24 protein-coding genes are annotated in these 24,838 nt (G+C 71.4%); 10 read left to right on the top strand and 14 right to left on the bottom strand.

Annotation, left to right across the window (positions count from 1 at the left end):
* Positions 1 to 13 precede the first annotated feature (13 nt).
* From asnB to BUB97_RS00400, 4 genes are read right to left on the bottom strand one after another with little or no spacing between them, the layout of a single operon-like run.
* A complete protein-coding gene (gene asnB / locus BUB97_RS00415; RefSeq protein WP_073130097.1) occupies positions 14 to 1,786 on the bottom strand; it encodes an asparagine synthase (glutamine-hydrolyzing) in 1,773 nt (590 codons plus the stop codon).
* A 3-nt stretch (positions 1,787 to 1,789) separates the two neighbouring features.
* Positions 1,790 to 2,803 (bottom strand): glycosyltransferase, encoded by a 1,014-nt coding sequence (locus tag BUB97_RS00410; protein ID WP_245818106.1) that lies wholly within the window; start codon positions 2,801 to 2,803, stop codon positions 1,790 to 1,792.
* A gap of 14 nt (positions 2,804 to 2,817) precedes the next feature.
* Positions 2,818 to 3,588, bottom strand: coding sequence for a glycosyltransferase family 2 protein (locus BUB97_RS00405; RefSeq protein WP_073130092.1), 771 nt, complete (start codon positions 3,586 to 3,588; stop codon positions 2,818 to 2,820).
* Positions 3,585 to 4,502 carry a glycosyltransferase family 9 protein gene (locus BUB97_RS00400; RefSeq protein ID WP_073130089.1) on the bottom strand — a complete coding sequence of 306 codons (918 nt, stop codon included), beginning with the start codon at positions 4,500 to 4,502 and terminating at the stop codon, positions 3,585 to 3,587. The genes BUB97_RS00405 and BUB97_RS00400 overlap by 4 nt, the downstream gene beginning before the upstream one ends.
* Before the next feature lie 99 nt (positions 4,503 to 4,601).
* On the opposite strand from BUB97_RS00400, the gene ygfZ reads away from it, so the two are divergent.
* From ygfZ to BUB97_RS00385, 3 genes are all read left to right on the top strand, one after another.
* On the top strand, positions 4,602 to 5,420 hold the full coding sequence (ygfZ, locus tag BUB97_RS00395) for a CAF17-like 4Fe-4S cluster assembly/insertion protein YgfZ (RefSeq protein WP_073130086.1): 819 nt from the start codon (positions 4,602 to 4,604) through the stop codon (positions 5,418 to 5,420).
* A 43-nt stretch (positions 5,421 to 5,463) separates the two neighbouring features.
* Positions 5,464 to 6,138: a GntR family transcriptional regulator gene (locus BUB97_RS00390; RefSeq protein ID WP_086061764.1), complete on the top strand. Its 675-nt coding sequence runs from the start codon at positions 5,464 to 5,466 to the stop codon at positions 6,136 to 6,138.
* Positions 6,139 to 6,210: 72 nt separating this feature from the next.
* On the top strand, positions 6,211 to 7,161 hold the full coding sequence (locus BUB97_RS00385) for a 2-hydroxyacid dehydrogenase (RefSeq protein WP_086061763.1): 951 nt from the start codon (positions 6,211 to 6,213) through the stop codon (positions 7,159 to 7,161).
* Positions 7,162 to 7,202: 41 nt separating this feature from the next.
* Here BUB97_RS00385 and BUB97_RS00380 read toward each other — a convergent pair whose 3' ends face one another.
* The 4 genes from BUB97_RS00380 to BUB97_RS00365 form a co-directional block, all read right to left on the bottom strand.
* Positions 7,203 to 7,454 carry a hypothetical protein gene (locus BUB97_RS00380; protein ID WP_073130081.1) on the bottom strand — a complete coding sequence of 84 codons (252 nt, stop codon included), beginning with the start codon at positions 7,452 to 7,454 and terminating at the stop codon, positions 7,203 to 7,205.
* 48 nt (positions 7,455 to 7,502) lie between these two features.
* A complete protein-coding gene (locus BUB97_RS00375) occupies positions 7,503 to 8,267 on the bottom strand; it encodes a DUF1194 domain-containing protein (RefSeq protein WP_086061762.1) in 765 nt (254 codons plus the stop codon).
* Positions 8,268 to 8,423: 156 nt separating this feature from the next.
* Positions 8,424 to 9,149 (bottom strand): maleate cis-trans isomerase family protein, encoded by a 726-nt coding sequence (locus BUB97_RS00370; protein WP_073130076.1) that lies wholly within the window; start codon positions 9,147 to 9,149, stop codon positions 8,424 to 8,426.
* Positions 9,150 to 9,227: 78 nt separating this feature from the next.
* On the bottom strand, positions 9,228 to 10,265 hold the full coding sequence (locus tag BUB97_RS00365; RefSeq protein WP_073130073.1) for an ABC transporter substrate-binding protein: 1,038 nt from the start codon (positions 10,263 to 10,265) through the stop codon (positions 9,228 to 9,230).
* Positions 10,266 to 10,327: 62 nt separating this feature from the next.
* Here BUB97_RS00365 and BUB97_RS00360 point away from each other — a divergent pair, with 62 nt between their 5' ends.
* Genes BUB97_RS00360 through BUB97_RS00350 form a run of 3 tightly spaced genes read left to right on the top strand, consistent with a single transcriptional unit; the run spans position 10,328 to position 14,038 of the window.
* Complete coding sequence (locus tag BUB97_RS00360) at positions 10,328 to 11,815, top strand: amidase (RefSeq protein WP_217659537.1); 1,488 nt, start codon at positions 10,328 to 10,330, stop codon at positions 11,813 to 11,815.
* 22 nt (positions 11,816 to 11,837) lie between these two features.
* Positions 11,838 to 12,878, top strand: coding sequence for a ring-opening amidohydrolase (locus BUB97_RS00355; protein ID WP_217659536.1), 1,041 nt, complete (start codon positions 11,838 to 11,840; stop codon positions 12,876 to 12,878).
* Positions 12,878 to 14,038 carry a flavin-dependent monooxygenase gene (locus BUB97_RS00350; RefSeq protein WP_073130070.1) on the top strand — a complete coding sequence of 387 codons (1,161 nt, stop codon included), beginning with the start codon at positions 12,878 to 12,880 and terminating at the stop codon, positions 14,036 to 14,038. The genes BUB97_RS00355 and BUB97_RS00350 overlap by 1 nt, the downstream gene beginning before the upstream one ends.
* A gap of 19 nt (positions 14,039 to 14,057) precedes the next feature.
* Here the strand turns inward: BUB97_RS00350 and BUB97_RS00345 are convergent, their stop codons facing one another.
* The 6 genes from BUB97_RS00345 to BUB97_RS00320 form a co-directional block, all read right to left on the bottom strand.
* The gene (locus BUB97_RS00345) at positions 14,058 to 15,251 is read right to left on the bottom strand and encodes a DUF1501 domain-containing protein (RefSeq protein WP_073130067.1); all 1,194 of its coding nucleotides are present in this window, start codon (positions 15,249 to 15,251) and stop codon (positions 14,058 to 14,060) included.
* Positions 15,248 to 16,630 carry a DUF1800 domain-containing protein gene (locus BUB97_RS00340; RefSeq protein WP_073130064.1) on the bottom strand — a complete coding sequence of 461 codons (1,383 nt, stop codon included), beginning with the start codon at positions 16,628 to 16,630 and terminating at the stop codon, positions 15,248 to 15,250. The genes BUB97_RS00345 and BUB97_RS00340 overlap by 4 nt, the downstream gene beginning before the upstream one ends.
* Positions 16,631 to 16,729: 99 nt before the next feature.
* The gene (locus tag BUB97_RS00335; RefSeq protein ID WP_073130062.1) at positions 16,730 to 17,476 is read right to left on the bottom strand and encodes a hypothetical protein; all 747 of its coding nucleotides are present in this window, start codon (positions 17,474 to 17,476) and stop codon (positions 16,730 to 16,732) included.
* A 4-nt stretch (positions 17,477 to 17,480) separates the two neighbouring features.
* The gene (locus tag BUB97_RS00330; RefSeq protein WP_073130059.1) at positions 17,481 to 18,179 is read right to left on the bottom strand and encodes an acylneuraminate cytidylyltransferase family protein; all 699 of its coding nucleotides are present in this window, start codon (positions 18,177 to 18,179) and stop codon (positions 17,481 to 17,483) included.
* A 14-nt stretch (positions 18,180 to 18,193) separates the two neighbouring features.
* Positions 18,194 to 18,877: an HAD family hydrolase gene (locus BUB97_RS00325; protein ID WP_073130056.1), complete on the bottom strand. Its 684-nt coding sequence runs from the start codon at positions 18,875 to 18,877 to the stop codon at positions 18,194 to 18,196.
* Positions 18,878 to 18,904: 27 nt separating this feature from the next.
* Entirely contained in the window at positions 18,905 to 20,464 is a 1,560-nt protein-coding gene (locus BUB97_RS00320) for an aldolase catalytic domain-containing protein (protein WP_073130054.1), read from the bottom strand.
* Between the two features lie 210 nt (positions 20,465 to 20,674).
* Between BUB97_RS00320 and BUB97_RS00315 the strand changes: the two genes are divergently transcribed.
* The 4 genes from BUB97_RS00315 to BUB97_RS00300 all read left to right on the top strand — a co-directional run bounded on the left by BUB97_RS00315 (position 20,675) and on the right by BUB97_RS00300 (position 24,781).
* A complete protein-coding gene (locus BUB97_RS00315) occupies positions 20,675 to 21,580 on the top strand; it encodes a LysR family transcriptional regulator (RefSeq protein WP_073130051.1) in 906 nt (301 codons plus the stop codon).
* A 143-nt stretch (positions 21,581 to 21,723) separates the two neighbouring features.
* A complete protein-coding gene (locus BUB97_RS00310) occupies positions 21,724 to 22,797 on the top strand; it encodes a TRAP transporter substrate-binding protein (RefSeq protein WP_073130049.1) in 1,074 nt (357 codons plus the stop codon).
* Entirely contained in the window at positions 22,794 to 23,420 is a 627-nt protein-coding gene (locus tag BUB97_RS00305) for a TRAP transporter small permease subunit (RefSeq protein WP_073130047.1), read from the top strand. The genes BUB97_RS00310 and BUB97_RS00305 overlap by 4 nt, the downstream gene beginning before the upstream one ends.
* Entirely contained in the window at positions 23,417 to 24,781 is a 1,365-nt protein-coding gene (locus BUB97_RS00300; protein ID WP_086061759.1) for a TRAP transporter large permease, read from the top strand. Before BUB97_RS00305 ends, BUB97_RS00300 begins: the two co-directional genes overlap by 4 nt.
* The last annotated feature ends 57 nt before the right edge of the window (positions 24,782 to 24,838 follow it).

Below are 24,838 nucleotides of genomic sequence, written 5' to 3'. Positions count from 1 at the left end.
CGGTGCCTTCCCGCTATCGGGCGGCCAGCGCCTCGAACACGTCGCCCTGCATGCGCCGCCCCTCCACATGGCGGGCATGCCACAGCGCCCAGAAGAGCAGGTTCCAGGCCGCAAAGCCCTCCCGCTTGCCCGCGGCGGCACGGAACAGCGGCAGGACGCGGTCAGGCCGCACGATTTCCGCCACACCCGGCTGGGCGGCCACCAGCGGCGCCAGCCGCTCCGCCGCCCCCGCGATCCAGGCGCCGACGGGCACGGTGAAGCCCTGCTTCTTCGCGAAGGGATCGGAAGCCGGGAACTCCCGCGCCAGCCACTGCCGCAGCAGCCACTTGCCGCGCCCGTCCCGCACCTTCATCGCGTCCGGCAGGCGCCAGCAGGCGCGGGCCACGCCTTCATCCAGGAAGGGCACGCGGCCTTCGACGCCATGGGCCATCAGGCAGCGGTCGAGCTTCGTCAGCAGGTCGTTGGGCAGCCAGTCGGCGACGTCGAGCGCCTGGGCGGCCTGCAGGCGCGTGCGGCCCGGGGTGGCGGCGGCCGCTTCGGCGGCGGCGATACCGTCGCGCCAGGCGCGCGGCGCCTCGCGCAGCACGTCCAGCCGGTCGAAGGCGCCATGCGCGCGCATGGCCTTGCCCCCCATCCACCAGGGCCGCATGGCGCTGCGGTGCCGGCCATAGCCGGCCAGCAGCTCGTCCCCGCCCTCGCCGGAGAGCACCACCTTCACCTCCTGCCGCGCGCGGCGGGCGAGGAACCAGGTGGGGATGATGGCGTAGTCGGCCGCCGGGTCGTCCATGCAGGCCACGATCTCCGGCAAGTGCCGCCATACCTCGGCCTCGGCCACCGTGATCGTCTCGTGCCGCGCACCCGCCGCCTTCGCGACATGCGCGGCGCGCTCGCGCTCATCCGCCGCGCCTCCCTTCTGGGAGTTGGGGACGTCGAAGCCGGCGGTGTAGGCGAGAACGGGCCGGTCGTTCAGGCGCGCCATCATCGCCAGCACCGCGGCGCTGTCCGTGCCGCCGGAGAGGAACATGCCGTAGGGCACGTCGCTCCGCTGGTGCAGATCCACGCTCTCGCGGAAGGCGGAGCCGAAGCGTTCCAGCGCGGCCTCCTCGGTGATGGGCTCCGGCCCTCCCTCGGGAAGGGCGGGCCGGCGCGCCCGCTCCAGCACGGCGCCCTCGCCCAGCACCACCGCCTCGCCGGGCAGCAGGCGGCGGATGCCCTCGAAGATCGTCTCGGCGCCGGTGGTGAACTGGAGCTGCAGCAGCTCCTCCCGCGCCTCGGCGCGGATGCGGGGCTGGACCAGCCCGGTCGCGAGCAGGGCCGCGGGTTCCGAGGCGAAGGCGACGCCGCCCGGCACGGGCGCCGTGTACAGCGGCTTGATGCCGAAGGGGTCGCGCGCCAGCACCACGCGCCGCGCCGCGCGGTCATGGATCGCGATGGCATACATGCCGCGTAGCGACCGGGTGAAGTCCAACCCGTCGCGCCGCCAGAGATGCAGCGGCGGCTCGCAATCCGACCCGGTGGAGCAGATCAGCGCATTGTCCGTGCGCAGCTCGCGATAGTTGTACACCTCGCCATTGCCGATCAGCGCCGCGGGCCCGGCGAAGAGCGGCTGGTCCCCGCCTTCGAGATCGATGATCGCCAGCCGCGTGTGCGAAAGCGCCACCGGGCCCGACACATGGTGCCCGTGCCCATCCGGCCCCCGATGAGCCAGGGCCCGGGTCATCCGGTCCAGCACCGAGAGATCCGGCGCTCGTCCGGCGCCGAGGGCGATTCCCGCGATCCCGCACATGGCCTAGCGCCCCGTCTTCTGCGGCCGCAATGTCGGCAGCAGCGCGCGCCAGCGCGCCAGCACCGGCCCCTCGGCATGATGCGCCTCGAAGGCCGCCCGCCCCGCCTCCGCCAGCGCGGCCGCGCGGTCCGGATCGGCGATCAGGTCGCCGATCGCATGGGCCAGGGAGGCCGGATCGTCGATGGGCACGATCAGCCCGGATTCGCCGTCCGCGATCAGCTCCTGCGGCCCCGGCGTGGCCGTGGCGATCACGGGCACGCCCGCCGAGAAGGCTTCCAGCACCACATTCCCCAGTGGTTCATGGCGGGAGGAGAGGATGAAGAGATCGCAGCCCGCCAGCAGCGCCCCGGTGTCCTGGCGCCAGCCGAGGAAGGCGACCCGGTCCTGTACCCGCAGCGAATGGGCCAGGCCCTCGAGCGCCGCACGCTCCGGCCCCTCCCCCGCAATGGAGAGATGCGCCTGCGGCACGGCGGCCAGGGCGCGGATGAGCGTGTCGAAGCCCTTGTTCGGATGCAGCCGCCCCATGGCGAGCAGCTTCACGGCGCCCCCGGGCGCGGGCAGTTCCGCCGGCTCCAGGCCGGAGAAATCCGGGGCGAAGTTCGGCAGGTGGTGGACCCGCGCCGCGTCCCAGCCCTGGCCGACGATCCAGCGCACGAGGTCCTTCGTGTTCGCCACCAGGTGGTCGCAGCGGCGATAATAGGAAAGGTCGTAATAGCCGCCAAGCCGCCCCACCAGCACCCAGCTGCCGGGATGGGCGAAGCGCGCGGCGCGGTTCATCCACGCCATGGCCAGGTCCGGCCGGAAGTCGCGCAGCACCTTGTCCAGCCGGGGTGCCGTCAGCACGTCCAGCAGCCCGCCGAAGCCGAGTTCCACCGGCTGCAGCCCGCCCGCCCGGAGCCGCGCGGCGCGCGCGGCATCACGGCGGATCACGGGCAGCACCTCGTCGCCCGCGCCCTGCAGCGCGATGGAGATCCGCTCGAAGAAGGTCTCGGCGCCACCCATCGGGGCGCCGGCCATGATGTTCGCGATCCTCATCCCGGCCGGTGCTTCTCCGGCTCCAGCCGGGCCTTCAGATGGGAGAGAAGGGGGAAGAGTCCGGTGCAGAAGGCGAGCAGCACGCCCCATCCGCCTTCCCGCCAGCCCCCCCTGCCGATGAGCGACTTGAAGAAGCGGCTGACGAAGCGGCGCAGGTTGTCGGGGAGCGAGCCGATCCGGCCCTCGGCCAGCATGTCCGCCGCCTTGGCGCTGGAATAGCGGTCGAGCCGTCGCAGCATGTCGGAGATGTCGCGGTCCAGCGCATGGTGGATGCCATGGGCGGTGATCCGCTCGCCCTCGCTGCCCGTCCAGTCCAGGCCGGGATGGACGCGCTGCGGCCGCCAGCGCTTGGCACCGCGCCGGAACAGGATGGGCTTCAGCGTCGTGCCGAAGCTGCCGGCCCAGCCTCCCAGGATCAGCCGCTGCCCCACATAGTTGTCGATGCGCACGCGATGGAAGGCGTGGGGGGACGAGGCGGTGATGCGGCGGATCTCGGCCCAGAGCGCGGGCGGCACCTGCTCGTCGGCATCCACCTCCAGGATCCAGTCGCCCGTGCAGGCCTCAATCCCGGCATTGCGGCGCTCGCCCTCCAGCGCCCAGCCGCCCTCGAGCAGCCTGTGCGCCTGCGCGCGGGCGATGGCCGCGCTGCCATCCATGCTGCGGTCGAGCACCACCACGATCTCGTCGGCGGGCGCCAGGCTCGCGAGGCAGCCCGGAAGCCGCTCCTCCTCGTTCCGGGCGACGACCAGGGCGGAGATGCGGTTCATGCGGCCACCGGCGCGGGAAGCAGGGCCCGGGCCGCGTCCAGGGCCTCCTCGACCGACAGGCACTCCATCGTCCCGTCCGCGGCCGTCACGGCCCGGGCCGCGAGGCCGACCGGCGCGTATTCCCCGGCTGGGGTGGGGCCGAACAGGCCGAGGGTCGGCGCGCCGGTCGCGGCGGAGAGATGCATCAGCCCGGAATCATTGCCGATGAAGAGCCGCCCGCGCGCGAGGAGCGCCGCGGCCTCGGGCAAGGTCAGCGCCCCCACCAAGTCCAGCGCCTCCGGCAGGGCGGCGACCACGGGAGCGGCCATGGCGCGCTCGGTCTCCCCCGGGCCGCCCAGCAGCACGGGGCGGGCCCCTTCGAGCGGCGCGCCGGGGGCGGTCAGCGCCTGGGCCAAGGCCACGAAGCGCTCCGCCGGCCAAACCTTGCCCGCCCAGTTCGCCGTGGGGCCGAGCAGGAGCAGGGGCCGCCCCACTCCCGGCGCGTCCCCCAGCAGGGCGCTGACGCGTGCGGTGTCCTCCGGCGCGAACCAGGCGACGGGCCGGGGCGGCGGATCCAGCCGCAGCACCCCTGCGATGTGCCCGAGACGGTGGCCCGGCCGCCGCCCGCCCCGCATCACCACGCGCCGCCGCGTGGGCACCAGCCAGCCGAGCGCGGAGCCGCGCAGGTCCACCACCAGGTCCCAGAAGCTCCTCGCCACCTGGGCCCAGAGGTCGAGCCAGTGGAGCGAAAGCGGCCGCTTGGCGACCACGATGGTCCTCTCCCGCCCGGGCATGCGGGCGAAGACGCCCTCCGCCGCCGGGCCGCAGGCGACCGTGATCCGCGCCCCGGGATAGGTGCGCAGCAGGTGGTCCAGCAGGCCGGTGGAGAGCACGGCGTCGCCGATCCGCGTGGAGGTGACGAAGAGGATCCGCATGGGCGGGCGCTGTGTAGCACGGGGAGGGTGGGATAGGGCCACCCACCGGTTTCGCGGGTGCCGCTTGCAGCGGGGCAACGCGCCCCCGATCTCCCCACCATGCCCAGCGCCCCCCTCCCCGATCGCGGCCTTGTCGAGGTCTCCGGCCCTGACCGGGCCAGCTTCCTCCAGGGCCTTGTCTCCAATGACGTGACCGCCCTCGGCACCGGCATGGCCTGGGCGGCCCTGCTCTCCCCCCAGGGCAAGTGGATCAGCGACTTCCTGGCCTTCGACGCGCCGGCGCTCACCCCGGAGGCGATCTTCCTGGATTTGCCGCGGGCCGATGCGCCGATGGTGGTGGAGCGCCTCTCCCGCTTCCGCCTCCGCTCCAAGGTCACCCTCACCGACCGCTCCGGCGAGGTGCCGGTGGGCGCCGTGTGGGGGGAGGAGCCGCCTCTCGCCAGCCTGGCCCGGCAGGATCCGCGGCTGGAGACGGCGGGATGGCGCGTCTACGGCGCCGCGCTGGAAGGCGACCCGGCGGCCTATGATCGCCACCGGCTGGCGCTCGGCCTGCCGGACGGGGTGCGCGACCTGGACCGGGACAAATCCGTGCTGTTGGAAGCCGGCTTCGACGAGCTGCACGGCATTGCCTGGGAGAAGGGCTGCTACATGGGCCAGGAGCTGACCGCCCGCACCCGCTATCGTGGCCTGCTGAAGCGCCGGCTGGTGCCCGTTTCCGTGGAGGGCCCCCTGCCCCCGCGCGACACCCCGGTGACGCGCGATGGCGCCGTGGTCGGCGAGATGCGCTCGGGACAGGAGGGACTCGGCCTGGCCCTGCTGCGAATGGAGGCCGCGCGCGCGCCGGCCCTGACCTGTGGGGAGGCGGTTCTGCGCCCCGTGATCCCGGCCTGGATGCGCCTTCCCGCCGCCGCGGCCTGAGCCCAGCTTGCGGGTGTCTGCTAAACTGCAATAGCGTCTCGGGGTGCCCCACCCCCTGGCCCCGCTCGTGACCGACGACACGCCCTCCCTGGCGGACCGCGCCTATGAGCGGCTGCGGGAGGCGATCGTCGACGGCACCCTGCCGGCGGGCCGCAAGCTTTCCGAGCGCAGCCTGGCCGCCGCCCTGGCCATCTCCGCCCAGCCCATCCGGGAGGCGCTGCGGCGGCTGGAGGGCGAGGGCATGGTCGAGAGCCGCCCGCGCAGCGGCACCTTCGTCGCCGCGCTGGACCGGGCACGGCTGATCGAGATGGGCCGGATCCGCGCGGCGCTGGAGGGCGTGGCGGCCAGCCTCGTCGCCCGGCAATCCTCGCCCGAGGTCCTGGCCGCGCTCCGTGCCCGGCTGGAAGCCATCCGCGCCGCGACCGAGCAGGACGACCCCGAGCGGCTGGCCGAGGCGAATGACGCCTTCCACATCGCGTTGCATGCGATGACCGGCAACGCCCTGCTCGTCCGTACGCTCCGTGCCCTGCAGGCCTATCACCACATCAGCCGCAGCCGCGTGCTGGCTGCGCGCGAGCAGCGCGACCAGGCGCTGGAGGAGCATGCCGCCATCCTCGCCCGTATCGAAGCGGGCGATGGGGAGGGGGCGGAGGCGCTGATGCGCGCCCATACCCTCCGCTCGCTCCAGGTCGCCTTTCCAGAAGCCGAGGCGCCCTGACCCGGTGGCCCCGCACAAGCAATCCGACAACGAGGTGACGACGTGAGCGCAGCCGGCACAGAGAGAACAGGGTTGAGCGGCGTGCTGATCGCCCGGCGCGTGCCGGAGGCGGTGGCCGCACGCGCGCAGCGGGAGTTCGGCGCCATCCTGGCCGATCATGACATGGATGCCGACGAGGCCCTGGCCGTGGTGGCCGAGAAGGGCCTCGCGGCCCTCGTCACCGGGCCGAAGGTGCGCATCACCGCCGCCCATGCGGCGAAGCTGCCGCCGAGCCTGAAGGTGATCGCCAATACCAGCGTGGGCTACGACCACATGGATGCCGCGGCCTGCAAGGCGGCGGGGGTGATCGTCACCAACACGCCGGATGTGCTGACCGATTGCACGGCCGACCTGGCCTTCATGCTGCTGCTGAACGCGTGCCGGCGCGGCCATGAATACGAGGCCATCATGCGCGCCGGCTGGCGCAAGGGCTTCGGCATGCCGGACAATCTGGGGGTGCGACCAAGCGGCAAGACCCTCGGCATCGTCGGCATGGGGCGCATCGGCCAGGCCATGGCGCAGCGGGCGCGCGGCTTCGGCATGACCATCCTCTACCACAACCGCCGGCGCCTTTCCGCCGAGCTGGAGCAGGGCGCGGAATATGTCGCCGACCTGCACGCCATGCTGCCGCGCTGCCAGATCCTGTCCCTGCACCTCCCGGGTGGCGAGGCCGGCACGCTGATGACGCGCGAGACCTTCGGCCTGCTGCCGCGCGGGGCGGTGTTCGTGAACACCGCGCGCGGCTCGCTGGTGGATGAGGATGCGCTGATCGAGGCGCTGAAATCCGGCCAGCTCTTCGCCGCGGGGCTCGACGTCTTCCGGAAGGAGCCGGATTTCGACACGCGGCTGGCCGAGCTGCCGAACGTATTCCTCACCCCCCATGTCGCCAGCGCGACCGTGGAGACGCGGGATGCGATGGGATACAAGGCGCTCGACAATGTCGCCGCCGTTCTGGCCGGGCGGCCGGCGCCGGACCCCGTTTGAACGAAAAAGGCCGGGGAGGCTCCCTCCCCGGCCGGTTCCTCTCAGCCGTAGTGGCGGCGCATCGGCGGGCGGCGCGGGGGCGGCTTCGGGCCCATCACCGCGTCGATCTCGGCCTTCGCCTGGTTCACCAGGTCGATCAGCAGCGTCGATTCCCCCGTGGGCTCCACCAGCCGCGACCGGCCGAGCCGCGCGGGCGGATGCACCACCACGGAACAGGTCCCGTTCCCGCGCTCCTCGATCTCGAGGACGTGCTGGCGGTAGTCACGGGTGGATACAACGGTCAGGCGGGCCATGCGCGTGGCTAACGCAAGATCTACGCCGGCGGAAGCCTTGAATCCGGTTCAGGCCGCGACGCGGTCCACCCGGGGCAGCCCGGCGAAGCGCGTGGCGCTCTCCACTCCCGCCACCTCGCGCGCGATTTTCCGGCGCACGGCACGGTCGAAGGCCTCAAAGCCCTCCGCCACGACCAAGAAGGAGCCGGGGCCGCCGATCACCTCGTCCCGGTAGTAGTCCTCCAGCGCGGCGGCGCCGTTGCCCGGGCCGGGGGCACGGTCCAGCACGGCCAGGCCGTTCATGATGATGCCCTGGTCCAGCATATGGGCGCGCACCCCCTCCAGCCGCCGGCCGGAGTTGTTCATGCCGTCGCCGGAGATGTCGAGCACGCGCCGCGTCCCCTCGAAGCCGCTGCGCTGGTACAGCCGCAGCGCGTGCTCCATGGCGCCGGAGATGGAGGTGTAGCTCCAGGTCCGGCGGGGGGCGGCATCGATGGCGGCCGCGAAGCGCTCGGCCGAGGCCCCGTCGCTGATCCGCATCCAGGGGACGAGGTCCTCCTGGCTGTCGGAATCCGACCAGGTGAAGAGGCAGCAGCCGATGGAGCCGATCTCGCCGCCCATGATGGAGCGGAGCACGTCCGGGTCCCGGAAGGCGGCGGCATAGCCGCGCATCTGGGTCTCGTGCTCCTCGGCATCGATGGATCGGCTCACATCGACGGCGAGGATGAGTTCCACGTCCACAGGCTCGGGCGTTGCCGCCCGCGCCCCGCGGAGGAGGAAGGGGGCGCAGAGCACCCCGGCGCCTGACAGGCGCATGAGTTGGCGACGCTGCATGGGTCTCATCCTTGAGGCAGCGCCGTGGCCGGCTGTTCTTGCCCACCCTCGGGGGGTGAGTTCCGCCGGTTGAACGGCGGCTTATTGTGCAGCGCAACATAATGCCGGTCGTTGCGTTCGCCAAGACAGAATTTCGGCGGCGCTGCGTCCAGGTTTTCAGCCTTGCCGGAACAGCCGGCCCCATCCCGTCACGCGGCGGGGATCCACGCCGGCGAGGCGTAGGCTACCCCAGACGGCGGTCGCGATCGTGTCCAGCACGGGAAGGCCCAGCTCGGCTTCCAGCCCTTCCGCCAGAGGAGCAGCGCGGAGGTTGGTGCAGATCACGGCCAGGGCCTCCGGCCCCTCGGCCGCCACGGCCCGGGCCATGGCGCGCAGCGTCTCCTCCTCCACCTCGGCGAAGGAGAAGTTGTCCCGCAGCCCGAGATGCCGCTCCCCGGCGCAGCCATGGCCGAGAGCCGCGTAATTCGCGACGATCCGTGCCTGCACGTCGTCCGTGTAGGGCGTCACATAGCCGAGCCGCTTCACGCCCATGAGGGCCAGGAGCTCGTTCAGCGCCAGCATGGAGGTGGTGGCGGGGATGCCCGTGGCTTCCGTGATCTGCCGGCAGAGCCGTTCATCCGCCTCGAAGCCGAGCCAGCCCGAGGAGGTGCCGTTCCAGGCGATCACATCGACCTTGGCGTGGGAGAGAAGCTCGGCGGCGGCGAGGATGGGCGCATCGTCGAACTGCGCGAGGGCACTGCCGGAAAGGGCGATCTCCGTCACCCGGAAGCGCCCGAAATGCGCCGAGACCTCCGGCAGCCCGGCGATCATCGCCGTCGTCACCGGCTCCAGCACCGTGTTGGAGGAGGGGGTGAGCAACCCGAGGCGGACACGGCGGGTCATGATGGCTTCTCCTTCCGCCCGCGCCGGCGATGCGGCCGGCGACGCATCGCACAGGATGCCCGCCGGCCCGCACCGTTCCTAGAGCCGCCGCTCCTCGACCGGCGGCAGGAAGGCATCGGTGTAGATGTCGTCCACCTTCAGCTTAGGCGCCATGCCATAGGCCCCCTCCACCGCCTCGATCGCCTTCTGGAAGCGCGCGCGGTCGGGGTTGGAGAGTCCGTTCCGCATCACGTGGTCGGAGATGACCTGCTGCTCCATGCTGATCGCCTGGCGCTCGGTCTCGATGGCCACATCCGTCAGCGGCTCCGCGCGCTTGAGCATGGCGATGCTCTCGTCGCGGTTCTTGTTGGCATAGATGAGGGAGCGGAACAGCGCGCGCTGGGCGTTGCGCACCACCTCCGGGTTGCTCTCCAGGAAGCGCCGGGTGGTGAGATAGGCGGTGCCCAGCAGGTCCAGCCCGTGGTCGCGGTAATACATGATCCGCTGCTGCGGGAAGTCGAGGCCCAGCGCCTTCAGCGACATGCCGACGGAGGTGATGGCGCCCGTCACGCCATCGGCGCGCTTCTGCACCAGCATGGGCTCGCGCAGCTCGGGGCTCACGCTCATCCAGTTCACCTTCGCCGCATCCACCCCCGCGGCCCGGGCGAAGGCGGGGAAGAGCTGGCGGCCGGCATCGGACTCGGGCGCGGCCAGGGTCTTGCCCTCCAGGTCCTTCGGGCCGCGGACGCCGCCATCGGCGCGGGTGACGGCGCAGAGCAGGGAGCGGTCGCCCCAGATGCCGGTGATGACGAGGCCGGAATTCGGGTTCTCGGCCATGAACTTAATGACCGGGTTGATATCAGCCTGGCCCATCTCATACGCGCCGGCCGCGATATCCACCGGCACCCGGCCGGAGCCGAAGCCGCGGTCGACGGTGGCGTCGATCCCGACATCGCGGAAGAACCCCTTCTCTCGCCCCATGGTCACATAGGCATTCGGCCCCTGCTTCGCCCAGTCGAGGGCGAAGCGCAGCTTCGGCATGGTCTGCGCGCGGGCGAGATGCGGCGCCGCCAGCCCCGCCGCACCGAGGGCGACGCCAGCGGCCAGCAGATGGCGGCGAGACAGATCTGGATGCATGAGGCTTTCCCCTCCGCGCCGGGTCCGAGGCCCGGGCGGCCGGTCGGGCGGCAGCAAGAAGGGTGCCGGAAGCCGCAACGATCGGCGCGCGCCATCCCTCGCCCGGCATTTGCATGGCATCCTGCCCAACGCCTGAGCCGGGAACCGGAGCCATCCTGCCCTCGACCCTTTCCGCCACCGCGCTGCGGCACCTCTATGCCAGCCGTGCCCTCTCGCCCGTCGAGGTCCTGCGGGACGTGCTGGCCCGGATCGACCGCGTGACCCCCCGGATCAACGCGATCGTCACACCCGATCCCGGCGCGATGGAGGCGGCGCGGCGCAGCGAGGCCCGCTGGGCGGAGGGCCGCCCGGCCGGGCCGCTGGACGGTGTGCCGCTGACGGTGAAGGACAACATCGCCGTGGCCGGGTTGCGCTGCTGCTGGGGCAGCGCCGCCTTCCGCGACCATGTGCCGGCGCGGGACGAGTTGCCGGTGGTGCGGCTGCGGGCGGGCGGCGCCGTCATCCTGGGCAAGACCAACGTCCCGGAGTTCACGCTGGAGGGCCACACGGACAACGCGCTGTTCGGCCCCACGCGCAATCCCTGGGACCCCCGGCTGACACCCGGCGGTTCGAGCGGCGGGGCGGTGGCCGCCGTGGCCGCCGGGCTGGGGCCGCTCGCCCTGGGCACCGATGGCGGCGGCTCGATCCGCCGCCCGGCCTCCCATACGGGGCTCGTAGGCCTCAAGCCCACGCCGGGCCGCGTGCCGCGCGCCTATGGCTTGCCCGCCATCTTGCTGGACCTCGAGGTGATCGGCCCGATCGCCCGCACCACCGCCGATGCAGCGGCGCTGCTGGCCGCCATCGCCGAACCCGCGCCGCTGGAGGACCCGGCGTCGCGTGGCTTCACCACTTTCGCCCTGCCGGAAGCGCCCCCCCGGCTCCGCATCCGCTACGTGCCGCGCTTCGGGGAGCATCCGGTGGATCCCGGCATCGCCGCTTCCGTCGCCGGGGCCGCGCGGCGGCTGGCGGCGCTGGGCCATGCGGTGGAGGAGGGCCCGCCACCCTTCGAGCCGGAGGCGGTTCTGCCGCTGTTCGGCACCATCGGCGCGGCGGGGCTCGCCTGGCTGCTGGGCAGCCTGCCCGGAAACCCGGCGCCCGCCTCCCCGGCCCTCCTCGCCATGGCCGAAGCGGGGCGCGCGCTTTCCGCCGGCCAGCTCATGGCGGCCCTCGACGCCATGGCGGCGTTCCGGCGCGGGATGACGTGTTTCCTGGCGGCGGGCTGCGATGCCCTGCTCACCCCCGCCGCCGCCGCCCTCCCCTGGCCCGCGCACGAGTCCCACCCGCCGATGATCGACGACCGCCCCGCCGGGTCGCGCGGCCATGCCGTGTTCACTAACTTCGCCAATCTAGCCGGCCTTCCCGGCATTGCCCTGCCCTGCGATCCCGTGGCGGGTCTGCCCGTGGGCTTCCAGCTCGTCGGCGCCCCGGGGGCGGATGCCGCGCTGCTCGCCGTCGCCGCCGAATACGAGGCCGCGCATCCCTGGGCGGATCGCTGGCCCGAAGCCGCCTGAACGCCCCGCCTGGAGACCCGCCGTGCCGCGACTGTCGATCCACCGCCTCTCCATGGCGCATCCGGGCGATGTCTCGGCCCTGGCCGCGCTGATCGGCGACGGCACCCTGCCGGCCCGGCAGATCCGCGCCGTCATCGGCAAGACGGAGGGCAATGGCGGGCTCAACGACTTCACACGCGGCTACTTCACGCAATCGCTGCTGCATCTTCTTGCGGATGCCACGGATGAGGCGCCGGAAGACCTGGCCGGGCGCATCCCCTGCGTGCTCTCGGGCGGAACGGAGGGCGTGCTCTCCCCGCATTACATGGTCTTCGCCGTGGATCCTGCGGAGGACGGGCCGGAAGGGCTGGCGATGGGCACGGCCTTCGGTCCGCCCGTGGCGCCGGAGGATGTAGGGAACGATGCGCAGATCATGCGCGTGGCGGCGGCGGTGCGCGCGGCGATGGCCGATGCAGGGATCGCCGGGCCGGGCGATGTCGCCCTCGTGCAGGTGAAATCGCCGGCGGGCGGCCCGGGGCTGCTGCTGCGATCCGTCGCGGGCGGCGCCATGGGCGCGGCCCTCGCCCTGGGGGACGTGCCCGCGGTGGCAGCCCGCGAAGACGCCCTGCTGACGGCGCTCGACCTTTTCTCCCCACGCGTCAGCGCCTCCGCAGGGGTGGAGGTGACGCGGGACGAGGTGGTGGTCTTCGGCCGGGCGGCGGGCTGGTGCGGCGGGTTGCGTATCGCCGTGCGGCCCATGGCCGATGCGCTGGACCTCGCGGCGATCCAGGCCGCCTTCCGCGCGGCCGGGCTGGAGGCGAAGCCGGACGTGCCGCCCGCGCAGCGCCCCCGCATCCGTGCCGTGCTGGCCAAGGGCGAGCCGGACCGCCGCCACCGGATCCGCGGCCAGCGCCACACCATGCTGGGCGACATCGATATCGACGCGCAGCGCCATCTGCGCGGGGCGCTGGGCGCCGTCATCGCCTCGGTCGCGGGGGATGGGCGGATTTTCGTCTCGGGTGGCGCGGCCCATCAGGGACCACCGGGCGGCGGGCTCGTCGCCGTGATTGCGGAGGAGGCGTGATGCGTATCGGGATCATCGGCAGCGGCGTCGCCGGCTCGCTCCTGGCCGAAGGGCTTCTGGGCGCGCCAGGCCAGGAGGTCACCGTCTTCGAACGCGTGGCCGAAGGGGAGCATGCCGAGGCGGGCACCGGCCTCAATCTTGGCCCCAACGCGCTGAAGGCGCTGCGCCTGCACAACCCCGCGCGCCACGCGGCGCTGCGCGCGGTCTCATTGCCCTGGAACCGCTGGACGGTCGAGCTGGCGGATGGCACGCCGCTGCTGGACCTGGACATGCTCGAGGTCGCGGAGGAGCCGGGGGTCCGCATCCGCTGGTCCGAGCTCTACCGCGTGCTGCGCGCACCCGTCGCCGGCGCCACGCGGCATGGGCACGCGCTGGAGGCGTTGGAGGAGGATACCGCGGGCCGCCTCGTGCCCGTCTTCCGCCGGCCGGATGGCAGCCTCGCCCGGGAGGGCGGCTTCGACCTTCTGGTGGGCGGCGATGGCCGGTACAGTCGGCTGCGCGCGCTCGCCGCCGGGGAGCCGGTGCCGGAGCAGCTCGGCCTCTGCATCTACCGCCTGCTCGTCAGCGAAGCGGATGACTGCCCCTTCGACGACTACGGCCAGTGGTTCGAGGGAGCGAACCGGTTGCTGGCCTTCCGCGTGCCGGGAAACGCCGTCTATGTCGCCGGCACCTTCCGCATCTTCGGCGATACGAGCATCCCGGATTACGCACGCCGCCCGGTCTATCAGCGCGCGCTCTTCACCCCTTCCTCGGGCCAGCCCAGCCCCGCCGTGACCTGGATGCTCGAACGCATCGAGCGGCACTTCGACGACATCCACTGGGCGCGCACCCAGCAGGCGCCGATACTGCGCCATGCGGCCGGGGGCCGTGCCCTGTTCCTCGGCGACGCAGCCCAGGCGATGGTCCCGACACTCGGCCAGGGCGCCACCCAGGCGATCGAGGATGGCGTGCTCACCGCCGCCATCCTGCGCGCTGGCGGCGATGCCGAGGCGGTGGCCCGGCTGCGCGACCCGCGCGTGGCCTTTGTGCGCGACCTCTCCCGGGCGGCGAGCGACACCATCCTGGGAACCGATCCCGTCGCCGGCACGCGGAAGAAGGGGGAACCGCCCTTCCTCGACGCGTTGAGGCGGCTCTACACCGAGGTGCCGGAGCGGGTCTGACCGCCCGACCGGCCCCGCCCTAGCTCCGGATCAGCCCGGCATAGGGGCGCACGGGCGTGGTGTCGGGGAACACGTCCGCCACCGCGCGCACGGGGAAACGGAGGTGCTCCACCATCACCCCGGCCATCACGGCCCGCAGGTCGGTGGTGGGGCGGAGGTCCCGGCCCTCGTTCAGCTCATGCGGGGCGAGGCCCGGCCAATCGGCAATCACCCGCCCGCCCTTCAACCGGCCGCCCAGCAGCAGCGCCGCGGTGGCCATGCCGTGATCCGTGCCGCCCGTGCCGTTGAGCCGCGCCGTGCGGCCGAATTCGGTGACCACCACGACCACCGTATCGGCCCAGACCGGCCCCAGCCCGCTGCGCAGCGCGCCCAGCGCATCGTCCAGCGCGCCGAGCCGGTTCGATAGCGCGCCGCGCGCCGTGCCCTGCGCCGCATGGGTATCCCAGCCATTCAGCCCCAGCGCGGCCACGCGCGGCCCGTCCGGCTGCGCCATGATCCGCGCGGCAGCTGCCGCCTCGGTCACGAAATCCGGCCGGCCCGGCACGCGCTGGCCGGGCTGCCCGGGCGGCGTCGCCTGCATCACGTTGTCGAGCATCGCGCCGCTCCGCAGCGCCTCCGCCAGCTTCGGGTCGCGCGCCTCGTAAAGGTCGAGCAGCCGCGCCACGAGGTCTTCATCCGCGTAGCGGAAGCGCTGGAGCTGCCAGGTCTCCACGGGCGCGGGGCCCTGCATGATGACCGGCACCACCGGCGAGACGGCCAGCCCCTTCGGCGGGGCGACGCGCTCCCCGCGCGGGAGAGCGGTCAGCGCGCGGTTGAGCCAGCCCGTGCGCTCGCCCGTGGTGACGCGCGGCAGGCCGCTTTCCAGCACGTCCTGGCCGTCGAAATGCGAACGGCCGCGATAGGGCGTGTGGGTGGCATGCAGCGCCAGCGCCTCCTCCTCACGGAACATGGCCAGCAGCTTCGGCATGTTCGCGTGGAGGGCGAAGAGGCTGTCGAGTTGCACGGACTGGCCGGCATCAGCACCGCGCAGCGCGGCGAAGGCCGGGTCGCCCACGGGCTGCAGCATGGAGATGCCGTCGAGCCCGCCCCGCAGGATCACCACCAGCAGCCGCGGGTCACGCCCCGATGCACGCGCGAGGCGCGGGGCGTAGGGCCAGGCGAAGAGCGCGCCGAGGCCGCCGAGAACGGCGCGGCGCATCACGGGATGGGTCATCGCCTCTGGAACTCCGGGGAGAGGACAAGGAGGGTGAGCGCCTGCCGCCCATCCGCCGCGCGCTCCACCGCGCGCCGCGTCTCCGCGCTGGCGGCGGAGCCGAAGGCGGTGTCGAGCAAGGCGCGCGCATCGGTGTGCGGTGCCGCGCGGGCGGCCAGCTCGGAAGCCCAGTCCAGCCGTGTCTTGATGGCGTCCGGCGCGGCCCAGGCATCGTCCTCGATCGGCCAGCCTTTCGGGGAGGGCGGCGCCCAGAAGGGCTGCCCCATGGCGATCAGCACGCGCCGTGCGGGCGGAGGCTGCTGGAGCCCGCCCATTAGCCGCGCAGTGGCCATGAGAAGCTCGACCGGCGAGCGGACCTTGCGCGGCGGCCCCCAGGCCTCGTCATCCGCGATGAGGGCGCGGGTGACCGCGCCGAGATCCCCCTCGCTGCGGCGGAACACCTCCGCGATCCGCGCCTCCAGCCCCGGCAGGCCGTGACCGACGAAGTGGCGTACCATGCGCCGCGCGACGTGACGCGCCGTGGCGGGATGCCGCGCCAAGTCGTTCAGCACGGCGACGGCCTGGTCCGGCCCGTCCTGCGGATAGGTGCGGCCGAGAACGGTCTTGGGACCGGGTTCATGCCTCCCCGCGAAAAAACCGAGGCGGTCGCCGGTCGCATCCGGGGCGACATCGACGCTCCACCCAGTCAGCACCTTCGCGAAGGCGATGACATCGTCCTGCGTGTAGCCGCCATCGACGCCGAGCGTGTGCAGCTCCAGCGCCTCCCGCGCGAGGTTCTCGTTCAGCCCACGCCGGCCACGCGAGCTCTGGCCCATGCGCGAACCCGGGCCCGTGGAGTTACGGTTGTCGAGATAGAAGAGCATGGCCGGGTGCAGCACCGCCGCCCGGGCCATCTCCGCGAAGCGCCCGAAGAGATGGGGGCGGATTGCCTCCCTCTCGTAGGCATCGAGGAAATAGCCGGTAAAACCGGCGCTCGCGCTCGCGGTGAAGTGATCCATCCAGAAGGCCGCCAGCCGCTCCTCAAGAGGTGCGGGCGTGCGAATCGCTGTCTCGAGCCGTGCCGTGAGAGCCTTTCCCAGCACCTCACCAGGGCCGACGAAACTGGGCTTGGCGGGCGGATCGGCGGCCATGCCATTCGCCATCGGGGCCGCCCCGGCCGCGGGCCTGGCCGTGCGGAGGACCTCGCGACGGGTCAGGAAGAGGCGCAGCCCGTCCTCCGCGCGCGGCGCCTCGGACGGCTCGGGCGGCTGCCCGGCCACGCCGATGGCCGACGCCACCCAGCCGCGGGGATCGCGGGCGGCAGCATTTAGGTCGCCCGGGCCCGCGCCCAGTCCGAATCTCTGGACTGCGGTCAGCGCCGCGGCAGCATTGGCAGCCATGGGCCGGCCTCCTCGCCTGGGGTCCGGCACCTAGCTAGTGATCCGGCCCCGGCGGAGCCAGTCAAGAAGTGTAAAGCGCGCTGACCTTTCGGAGAGCGGTCAGGTGTAGTGATGGGAGAGGAAGGGAGCATCCCGGTATCGGCAGAAGGCCAGCTCCGCCTCATGCCGCTTGGTGATCGCCTCCACCGTCTCCGGCTTCAGGTCGCGTCGGAAGCGGCCCGGCGTGACATCGGCCCCCTTCCAGGTGCCGCCCACCTTCACCCATTCCGGATTGGCGAAGAGGTTCTCGGGCCGCTCCGCCCGCAGGGCCTCCGCCACGGCGGAGGGGGCGCGGTTGAAGGTGCGGCAGAGGTTGTCGACCATATAGTCGAAGGCGCAGCAGAGCTGGTTGTAGGAGGTCCAGGTCACCGCATCGCCTTGCGGGCCGTCGGACAGCCCGCCGAGCATCCCGTAGCTCGCGGTGTTGTTGCGGCCGAGCACGTAATGGTCGATCCCCATCTCCTCGGTCTTGCGGCGCTTCTGCTCCGCCACCTCCGGCGTGTCATGGGTGTTGGGGTGCTGCAGGGCCCACCAGTACTGGTTGCAGGCCAGGTCCCGCGGGTCCCGGAAATGCGCGATCATGCGGAAGTCGGAGACATTCAGCGTGGCGTCCCAGTGCCGCGGGCCACGGAACCAGTAAAGGACGTTGTTCGCCTTCGCGTCGAGGAAGGTGACGCCCTCGCCCTTCTGCAGGGAGGCCGGGCCGTTCGCCGCCTTCATTCGCAGTTCGGGCCCGGCGATGGCCTGGATGATACGCAGCATCGAGGCCGTCCCGGAGGTCGGCGTGCAGACGAAGATATAGGCCATTCTGTTACCCCTTCAGGCCCCGGAGCCGCCAGAGCTCGGCGGCGATGATGAAATCCTCCTCCCAGTCCACGTCGACCGTCTTGTCCTTGGGGATGGCGTAGAGCAGCGGCGTCTCGCCGATGCGGTCCCCGAGGCTGCGGTAGCTTTCAGCATTGGCGATGAAGATCGCGCTGTTCACCTCATAGAGCGGCGTCAGCGTCTGCGTGCGGGGCCATTTCTCCGTGGCGCGATCGTAATTCACCGCCCCCTTGGCATCCCAGATGAAGGTCCGCAGCTCCGTCACGCCCATCAGGCTGTCATGCGTGCCGGCGGCGCGCGCGGCCTGGTAGGTGGCGATCGCCGCCGCATAGTCCGCCGCGCCGAAGAAGGGGCTGGTCACATGCGTCCAGACCACGTCGCCCTCGGGGATGACGCTGGGCAGGTAGGCGATCACCTCGTCGGTGGAGGTGCTGGAGGAGCAGAGGTGGTCCGGGCGGCGATCCAGCCGGAGGCGGCCCTCGGAACTCGCGATATGGGGCGCCGCGATAGCCTCCACCTCCGGATCGTTGGTGGAGAGGAGGACCAGATCGATCGCCGGGCAGGCGAGGAGCTGCTCCAGCTTGATGCCCAGCAGCCCGTCCTCGCGGTCCGCGAAGGGGCGCGTGTTCTTATGCGGCACGCGCTGGCTGCCGGCGCGGCATGGAAGGAAGGCGGTGACGGGCATGGGGTTCCGATGACTCAGGCGTCGAGCAGCGCGGGCAGGCCGCGCAGGTCGCGGATGGTGGGAAAGCCGTGCTCGGCGGCCAGGGCCCGCATCCGCGGCTTGGCGGTGGAGAAATGGTCGGCATAGACGAAGCGCGCGCCGACCGCCTGGGCCGCCTTGAAGTCCGCTTCCGCGTCGCCGATGAACCAGACATCCTCCAGCGGAAGAGCGCTGCCCAGCTCCTCGGCCACCAGCTTCAGGTTCTCCGTCTTGGTCGCGGGGGAGCCATGGATGGCACGGAAGCGCCCGGCCAGCCCGCGCTCGGCGAAGACCTCGCGCAGCTCGGTTCCGTCCGAGCCCGAGACGACGAAGAGCGGGACGCCGCGAGCGATCAGCCCATCCAGCACCTCCCGCATGCCGGGCGTGCTGGCACAGCGCGTGTAGCGGCTGCGCAGGAGGCGGGCATAGGCCTCCACCAGCGCGTCACGATCCGCGTCAGGCCGGATCTTCAGATCCGACCAGCTGAGGAAATGCTCGAAAAGGCGGTAGCGCGAGGTGCCGAAATTGGCGACCTGGTAGCGCGAGAAGCGGGCGATGTCGTCGGGGTGGAACCCCTTTTCCGCCAGCGCCTCGCGGAACACAGCGACCTTCAGCGTGTTCGAGACGAGAAGGACGCCGTCGCAATCGAAGACGACGGCGCCCAGCTTCGGCTTGGCCATAGGGGGAAGCCCTGTGCGCAACAGGCGTCAGGCGACTTCCGCGATCAGGCCGTGGATCGACCCCTGCTTCACGCGGTAGCGCGTGGGCGTCAGGCTCGAGAGCTCCGCGCCGCCCGGATGAGCCGCGAAGGAGTCGAGCACGGCCTGAACCTCGCGGGACAGCTCCTGCTCCGCCGAGGTGGCCATGTCATAACCGTCGAAGCCCACCAGGAAGCAGCGCTGCGCACCGAGGCCGAGGGCGGCGCCCAGAGCGAGGGCCAGAGGGCTGTTGTCGGACACCGGGCCGAGATGCCCCTCGTCGGTCTCGAAGGACTTGGCCTGCACGACCTTGGCCTTCAGCCCCTCCGGCACGCAGCCCGGCACGCGCGGCGGGGCGGGAACCACCGCGGCGGTGACGCCCGCCATCGCCTCGGCCGGCGCACGGAACGCATCGTGGCCCGGCAGGCAGAGGAGCTGACGCCCGCCGATCTGACCAGCGATATCAAGATGCCGTGAGGAGGAGAAGATTACCACCGGGTCATGCTGCGCGACGAGGCGCGCGATGGCCTTGCAGTGGCGATTCACCGAGGGACCGCCGCCGATCAGGAGCACGTCCTCGGACTTCATGCCGAGGGTCGAGACGTCCGGATAGACCGCGTTGTCGACGTCGTGGCCACCCTGGCGCTGCAGGGCCTGCACGATGGACAGCACGGAGTAGCGGTTCTTCGCCAGCCAATCCATGACGTCCTTCTGGGGGAGGTTGTTCGCCCCGGAGATCATGTAGGGCAGGTTCGTGCCCCAGCCCTGCTCCCGCTGCATCACCTCGAAGGGCGCCACCACGGCGGAGAGCGCCTGGTGGTCGAGCGGCACGTTCAGCCCCTCGCGCGCGAGCTGGATCAGGATGGTCTCGGTCTTCGCATTGCCGGCACCGCGGCCCATGCCGGTGAAGGTGCCGTCCACGATGTCCGCGCCCGCCTCGATGGCGGCCAGGGTATTGGCGAAGGCGAGGCACATGTTGTCATGGCCGTGGAAGCCGATGGCGAAGCCCGGCATCCGCTCACGCAGCTCGCGGAACAGACGGGAAACGTCGCTCGGCGTCACGCCGCCGTAGGAATCGACCAGCGAGAGCGCGTCATAGGCGTCCTGGCTGTCGATCGCGAGGCGGATATGGTCGAGATTGTCCTTGAAGGTGGACAGGTACATCACATTGAAGCCGACCTGCAGGCCGAGCTTCTTCAGCTCCCGGGCCAGGGCCAGGCCATGCGGCAGCTGCGCGGGCGAGCAGGCGATCCGCACCATGTCAATGATGCCAACCAGCGGCCCGAACAGCGCGGGCACCCGCTCCGGCTCCACCGCCTTGGCGTCGATCATGACCAGAAGCTTCTGCTCCGGCCGCAAGCGGTCGCGCAGGGCCTGGAGCTTGTCCGCAGTCAGGAAGAAGTACTCGCCGTAATATCCGGACAGCCGGTCGTTCACATAACCCACTTCGACATGGTCGATCGGCAGACGGGACACGCTGTCGAGGTATGTATCGACCAGCCGGGGATCGAAGTCCCAGGAAGTATAGTACCCACCGTCACGGAGGGTGCAGTCCAGGACCTGAACCATAGCTCGCTTCTCCACTGGGCATGCGGCACCGCACAAGGGCGAAACCTACCCATGCAACCCAAGGTGGGCAATCTGCAATTGCCGGGGCGGGCGGGTCCACCCCCTGCCCACCCCACATCGCGCCCGCGCCCGGCGCGGGGCAGACTGCCGCCTCGGCGGCGGGGCAGACTGCCGCTCCGGCGGCGGGGCGGGCTCGCCGGAGGGGGCTGCATGGTCGAGTTCCGGAGCCTGGAGGTGTTCTACTGGGTGGCAAGCCTCCGCAGCTTCGGCCGGGCGGCCGAGCGGCTCTACACCACCCAGCCCGCCGTCTCGCAGCGCATCGCGGCGCTGGAAGAGGAGTTCGGCGGCCGGCTGCTGGAACGCTCGGGCCGCTCCACCGTCCTCACCCCCAAGGGGCGGCTCCTGCTGGAACATGCCGAGCGCCTGCTGCGCCTGCGCACCGAAATGATCCAGGCCGTCGCCGCGCCGGCCACCGTCAGCGGCCTCGTTCGGCTGGGCGTGGCCGAGACCATTGTGCAGACTTGGCTGCCGGCCTTCATCGAGCGGGTCAGCCGCGCCCACCCCGCCGTCACCTTCGACATCGAGGTGGATGTGACGCCGCGCATGAGGACGGGGCTGCTCCGCCAGGAGCTGGACCTCGCCTTTCTCATGGGCCCAGTCGGCGAGCCGGGCTTCGTGGACCACCCGCTGCCCGTCTTCCCGCATGCCTTCGGCGCCAGCCCCGCACTGCGCCTGCCGGAGGGGCGAGTCACGGCGGAAGCGCTCGCGCGGCATGCGCTGGTCACCTATCCCCGCAGCACCGTCATCTACCAGCAGTTGCAGCAGGCCTTCCGCGACCAGGGCGTGATCGTGCCGCGGATCCATGTCAGCTCCTCCATCGCCACCATCATCCGCATGGCGGTGGATGGGATCGGCATCAGCGTGCTTCCGGCGGATGTCATGCGGCCGGAGCTGGCGCGCGGCGAGCTGCGGCTGATCAAAGCGGAAATGACCCTGCCGCCCATCCGTTTCACGGCCAGCCACCGCATGGCGCCGGACGACACACTCGTCTCCATGCTTGCCCAGATCGCCGTCGAAGTGGCGCGATCCCATGCAGGCACCGATAAGCCGGGATGATGGAAACCGGTTCGGAATCCTGATTTGATCCTTATGGCGAGACGCGCTCGACTGCGCCGACCGTCAGAGGGACCGCCCGCAAGAGGACGGCCCGGCATCGCCAGACCGCACGGCCCTCGACGCTTCAAGGAGGACCGAGACGCATGATCCGCATTGTCACCCGTGCCCTGGCCATCGGCCTGGCGGCCCTGGCCACGCCTGCCCTCGCACAGCTGCCCGACCTGCCGGCGGGGCCGGCCATCCGCATGTCGGCCGTCACCCAGCCGCTCCCGACCATGCCCCAGTTCACGCGGGTGGACGTGCCCTATCTGCGCGAGGGCCTGGCGCAGCGGTCCGGCAACCGCGTCACCATGCAGCTTTCCTCGCATGCCGAGCGGAACCTGGGCGGGGCGGAGATCGTCCGCCTCGTCCGCGCCGGCCAGGTGGATATCGGGGCGGGCACCCTTTCCACCCTCTCGGGCGACGTGCCGATCCTGGACGGGGTGGACCTCGCCGGCCTCAGCGTGGACATCGAGAAGGCGAAGCAGATCGCCGATGCCATCCTGCCGGCCGCCAACCGCGACCTCGAGCGCTTCGGGGCACGAATCATGCTGATCTACCCCTTCCCCGCCCAGGTGCTGTTCTGCCGCCAGCCCTTCACCACGCTGGCGGACCTGCGCGGGCGGAAGGTGCGCACCTTCGGTAACTCGCTGAACGACCTGATCAGCACCATCGGCGCCCAGCCCGTCAGCATCGGCTTCCCCGAGGTCTATTCTGCGCTGGAGCGCGGCGTGGCCGATTGCGCCGTGACCGGCACGGGCAGCGGCGCCTCGGCCCGCTGGCCGGAGGTCTCGACCCATATCTCGGACCTGCCGCTCTCCTGGTCGCTTGCGGGCTACATGGTGAACCTGGCCTGGTGGAACCGGCTGGACCCCGCGGTCCGGAGCTTCATGGAAGCTACCTTCCGCGAGATGAACGACAAGCTGTGGGAACTCGGCGCCGCCGCCACGCGGGACGGCATCGCCTGCAACACGGGGATGGCCGCCGAGTGCAAGCTGCATCCCCTCGCCCCGCGCCCCATGACGGAGGTGCGCGCGACGGAGGCGGACCGCGCCCTGGTGCAGAACACCTTCCGCAACGTCGTGCTGCCAAACTGGGTGCAGCGCTGCGGCGCGCGCTGCGGCGAGACCTACAACCAGTTCGTCGCCCCGATCAGCGGCGTGGAGTATCGCCGTTGAGCGGCTCCACCCCCGCGCCGCTTCGTGCGGCGCGGGGCCTCACCCATGCCGTCAGCCGGGCCGCGGCGCTCATGGCCTATCTTGCCGGCTGGAACTACATCGCCTGCGCCGCCCTGATCACTTTCGATGTCGTGGGCCGCAGCTTCTTCGGCGTGTCCAGCACAGCGACCGTGGAGGTGAGCAGCTACATGCTGGCCTGCGGCATCGCCTGGTCCCTGGCCCATACCCTCGCCCGGCGCGCCCATATCCGCGTGGACGTGCTGGTGAACCGCCTGCCGCTGCGCCTGCGCGCCTGGTTGCACCTCTTCTCCCTCGCGCTGCTCGCGGGCTTTGCCAGCTTCGTGGCCTGGGCAGGCTGGCAGGTCCTGGAGGAATCGATGCTGTTCGACGCGCACGACAACAGCGCGCTGCGCATTCCGCTGGACATCCCGCAGGGCCTCTGGGCCTTCGGCCTCCTGGCCTTCCTCGTCATGGCCTTCGTGCTGCTCCTGGAGTCGGCCCTCGCCATGGCATTCGGCCGGGCCGGGGAGGTGGACAGGCTTCTCGGCGCGCGCTCCATCGAGGACGAGACGCAGGAGGCCCTGGAGGCCGTGGCCATGGCCCGGGAGGAGGCGCGGGCATGATCGCCATCGTCTTCCTCCTCGGACTGCTCGGGCTGCTGGTCTTCGCCGCGGCGGGTACCGGGCAGTCCCTTCCCATCGCCGAAATCCTTGGCCTCATCGCGGTCTTCGTCGTCTTCTTCGGCGCGGGTGTGCATGTCGCGGCGGTGCTGGGCATCCTTGCCCTGCTGACCGGGCTGCTCTTCTCGGACCGCCCCTTCTGGCTGTTCGCGGGCCAGACCTTCTGGGGCCCGTCCAGCAACTTCGTCCTGATCGCCGTGCCCCTCTTCCTCCTGATGGGCGAGATCCTGTTGCGGGCCGGCCTGTCGGACCGGCTCTACAAATCCCTCAACGTATGGCTGAACCGGCTGCCGGGCGGGCTGCTGCACACCAACATCGCCTCCTGCGCCCTCTTCTCCGCCATCTCAGGCTCCTCCGTCGCCACCGCGGCCACCATGGGCTCCGTGGCCCTGCCCTATTTCAGCGACACGAAGTACAGCCAGCGCATGGTGCTCGGCTCCCTCGCCGCCGGCGGCGCCATGGGCAACCTCATCCCGCCCGGCATCACCTTCATCGTCTATGGGCTGATCACCGAAACCTCGGTCGGCGCCCTCTACATCGCGGCCCTGCTTCCGAGCGTGCTGGTCACCCTGCTCTTCGCCGGGGTCATCACCGTGCACGGGCTGCGGAACCCGCTGGATCGCCCGCCGCCCCTGCCTCTTTCGGTGAGGCTGCGCTCCCTGGCCGGGCTCGTCCCCACACTCGCGCTGATCGTCATGGTGCTCGGCTCGATCTATGGCGGCTACGCCACGCCGACCGAGGCCGCCGCGCTCGGGGTGGCCGGCGCCATCTTCTTCGCCGCGATCGAGGGCAAGCTGAGCTTCCACATGCTCAACGCCTCGGCGGAGGCCACGGCGCGCAACACCGCGCTGCTCGGCCTCATCATCCTCGGCGCCTACCTGCTGAACTACATCCTCACCCTCATCAACGTGCCGCAGGCGCTGGCCGAGACCATCTCCCACCTGCCGGTCCCGCCCTGGGCGATCATGCTGGCGATCATCGCCATGTATTTCGCCCTCGGCACCTTCATGGAGGGCTTCTCCATGATCATCACGACCGTGCCGGTGGTGTTCCCGATCGTCGTCGCACTCGGCTACGACCCGATCTGGTTCGGCGTGGTGGTGACCATGCTGGTGGAGATCGCGCAGATCAGCCCGCCCGACGGCACGGTGATGTATGTGCTGCAGGGCATGCGCCCGCGCGGCGGTCCCATCACCGATGTCTTCGCGGGGGTGATGCCCTTCCTCCTCGCCTATCTCATCGCCGTCGGGTTGCTCCTCATCTGGCCCGCCATCGCCCTCTGGCCGCTCTCCTTCATGAGCTGAACGCGCCCCCTCCCGCCCCTCCTCTCTCCGCGCATCCCCGATCGGGGATGCGCCCCA

It is taken from the genome of Muricoccus roseus (genome assembly GCF_900141905.1).
In the GTDB taxonomy this organism is placed as follows: domain Bacteria; phylum Pseudomonadota; class Alphaproteobacteria; order Acetobacterales; family Acetobacteraceae; genus Roseomonas; species Roseomonas rosea.
This window is presented reverse-complemented; position numbering and strand designations above follow the sequence as displayed.